The organism is Bacillus sp. S4, from assembly GCF_040838205.1.
Taxonomy (GTDB): Bacteria; Bacillota; Bacilli; order Bacillales; family Bacillaceae_G; genus Bacillus_A; species Bacillus_A cereus_U.
The window spans coordinates 1-2,885 of sequence record NZ_JBFPJI010000382.1 but is presented as its reverse complement, the minus strand read 5'-3'; the positions used below and the strand labels follow the sequence as shown (position 1 = coordinate 2,885).

Sequence of the window (2,885 nt, the reverse complement as noted above, 5' to 3'; positions counted from 1 at the left end):
CTTTAATATTATTAAGGGTCTCCTCATCAGTTGGTAAGAAACTAAGAACCATTTTATTATGATGATAAGTCTGTTTATAGTCTTTTAGCTGAAAGTAACAAAACGCTAATCGTTTATGCGGTAACCAACTTTTAAAGGGTTGTTGTTCAATGAAATGAACGGAATTAGCTAAAGGTGCTTCTATAGCTTGTTTATACCAATAGGCAGCTTGAGAAAACTGGTTATTCTTAAGAAAGAATTCGCCTAGGCGACAGCTGAATTCCGGTTGAGGAACATCGTATTCTAAAGACTGAAATGTGATTTCTTTTTCTTTTTTAAAATTTCCGATTAGATGATAACAACTAGCTAATTTATGCATAACAAAAAGCCTGTGTTCTAATTGGATTTCTTTGTAGTCTAAGAACTTGTTATAAAATTCAATGGCTTGTTTATATTTTTTATGTTTATGTAATTCTCTGGCATAATGAAATATATCGTGAACTGTCATTTTACCTTTATTCTTTTTCAAAAATTGTTCATATAGTTTGAGATTTCGATCTGATTCATTATTGGTATAATTTCTTTTATGGGTGACTATGATGTCGCTTTCGAGCGCATTATATTGATCATAAATACTCAGTTCTTCATGAACAACGCCGTACCATTGAAAATTTTTACTTGTTTTAACTAATCTATTGCGGCGAATGCTGGTTAAAACATTATTAAATTTATCAATTTCTGCATGATAAATCATGGAAACTGCATCAATATTTTGAGTGAGTGATTGTTTTAAAGCAAGTAGCTTTTGACGTTCCTCTGGTAAAAGTATATCATCCGCATCTAACCATAAAATGTAGTCCATTGAAGCTTGATGAAAGGAATAATTTCGAGCTGCCGAGAAATCATTCACCCATTTGAAATCTAAAATTTGTTGAGTCCACTTACTAGCTATTTGTTTCGTTTGATCTGTTGAGCCTGTATCTACAATAATAATTTCATCGGGGATACCTTTAACTGATTCTAAACATCTATTAAGTGTTTTTTCTTCATTTTTTACAATCATACATAAACTAATTGTAATCATCTGAACACCTCTGTTATAAATATCTTTGTTCTATTTGAATTTAGGTTTTTACCTATACCGTAGTACCTAAACGAATCTCAATAGGTGGGGCTGTAAGTAGTTCACGTTGTGGTTCTCGAACTGGTTTTATAGCTCGTAGTTCAACTATCATTTCAAGAACAATACTCCGGTACGTATTCACATCATCTAATATCTCTGTCCCAGTTTTCGAGAATGGTCCGTTCACAACCTAAATGTAGCTTTTTCTCTCCCATAAAATCATCTCATTTAGTTTATTTTTATTAATGTTTTCCTTAAAAAATGCTAAATGTAATTTTTTAAATGAGATATTGGCTTAATTTTTGGTATAATCCATGACCATCAAGCTAATATTTTGAAATATCCCCTCAACGAAAATATTATACTATCAAAGGTAAATATGGCATCAGAATGCAATCAATTATTGTAAGCACGCTATCTAGCTGTATAGCTAATGTTGCGAGTCATACCTGATTAAACGATTTTTATAACAACCAAAAAGACTCTCCTAAGTGATAGAGTCTTTTCTCATAATATTTACATAGTTTTCAAATGCGGAAGTAACCTCACTTATCAATCTTATTGTTTTATATTTTATTTAAGGATTGATTACTATACCAGATGGAACAACCCCAACTGGTATAGTAGCAATCACGCTATTTATTAGCCCATCAATCACAGAAACGTTATCGCTTCCCCATGCCCATCAACTTAACATTTTAATGTATCACCTAAATGAAAATTCCCTTTCTCTACATGTAGTTATTTTGAGAAGTCAGCTCATTTTTTCTTCTTTGGGGTGTTTACTTTTTTTAAGTTGATGGGCATGTGGCGGGACCCCTAACATAACTTATGTAAACTAGGTTTTTGGGAAATACACTGTCATATCAACGTTTGTGGTACTTTCGGGAGCTTCCGTTTACAATACCTTTTATACATCGTTGATTTTACGCTATTTCCACCTTAAAACCCTCGTTAATTCCTGCATAAACTTCACTTTGTTAACTATCAGTATATTTGTTCAGTTTTCATGTGGAAATCTATCCTCTTCGTTGTATATAGAAGTGTAAGGCAAATAACGAGAGGGCGAAAAATTATGAAACTAAAACTCACAACACAAAACGGATTTAAATCAGAATTTAACATTTCACCGTATTTTATTATTTCTATTGGGATATTAGTTATCCAACTCCACCAAGCAGGGCTCATTTGAGCCTTGTTTATTTTCGTTCGTTGTGTTCTATTCGTAAATGGCCAACCTTTTTTAGTTGTCTCAGTTGCTGGAATCGAAATTGCTAGATTAGAGATTTCTCTTCAAGTAGCATTGACTTTAATAGCGTTAGGGATTCCAATTTGTTCTTAATTAATCGATTTCGATTCCAAAAGAGGGCTTCGGCTCTCTTTTTTTATTTATCCTTATCTTTCCTTAGCAAATAAGACCAGAAAATTCTTGAACAAAAAAAGAGCGCTTTTCTTCAAAGCACTCTTCCAAAGGGATTTACCAATCCCGACGGTCATCAAAATCGCGGTCACGATCATGGTTACGTCTGCGACGACATTCATCACAATCGCAGTCACGGTCACGTCTACAACGACGGTCATCAAAATCTCTATGTCTGCGTCTACCGAACATTAAATCATCCCAAAATCTATCACAATCTCTGAAGTTCTCGAAACGACAATCATCTCTCATGAATATAAGTCCCCCCCTCATTTTAATAGGATTCATCATATTCTATGTTTAAAAGTAGAAAACAGCTTGTTTACTAGTCTATCTTCTTTACCTATTTTCATTAACAACAAA

The 2,885-nt window shown here is 33.3% G+C and carries 4 protein-coding genes and 1 pseudogene; 1 reads left to right on the top strand and 4 read right to left on the bottom strand.

The window, feature by feature from the left end; translation table 11 throughout:
- From AB3X48_RS20485 to AB3X48_RS20475, 3 genes and pseudogenes are all read right to left on the bottom strand, one after another.
- On the bottom strand, positions 1 to 1,063 hold a 1,063-nt coding region (locus AB3X48_RS20485; RefSeq protein WP_367959874.1), incomplete at its 3' end, for a tetratricopeptide repeat-containing glycosyltransferase family 2 protein.
- A gap of 52 nt (positions 1,064 to 1,115) precedes the next feature.
- Positions 1,116 to 1,289: a hypothetical protein gene (locus tag AB3X48_RS20480; RefSeq protein WP_002144434.1), complete on the bottom strand. Its 174-nt coding sequence runs from the start codon at positions 1,287 to 1,289 to the stop codon at positions 1,116 to 1,118.
- 390 nt (positions 1,290 to 1,679) lie between these two features.
- Positions 1,680 to 1,769 (bottom strand): annotated as a pseudogene (locus tag AB3X48_RS20475) (YncE family protein); the annotation flags it as partial.
- Positions 1,770 to 2,303: 534 nt separating this feature from the next.
- Here AB3X48_RS20475 and AB3X48_RS20470 point away from each other — a divergent pair.
- Positions 2,304 to 2,444 (top strand): DUF3956 family protein, encoded by a 141-nt coding sequence (locus AB3X48_RS20470; RefSeq protein ID WP_085960943.1) that lies wholly within the window; start codon positions 2,304 to 2,306, stop codon positions 2,442 to 2,444.
- A 135-nt stretch (positions 2,445 to 2,579) separates the two neighbouring features.
- On the opposite strand, the gene AB3X48_RS20465 is transcribed toward AB3X48_RS20470, so the two are convergent.
- Positions 2,580 to 2,774, bottom strand: coding sequence for a hypothetical protein (locus AB3X48_RS20465; RefSeq protein ID WP_016103990.1), 195 nt, complete (start codon positions 2,772 to 2,774; stop codon positions 2,580 to 2,582).
- Positions 2,775 to 2,885 lie beyond the last annotated feature (111 nt).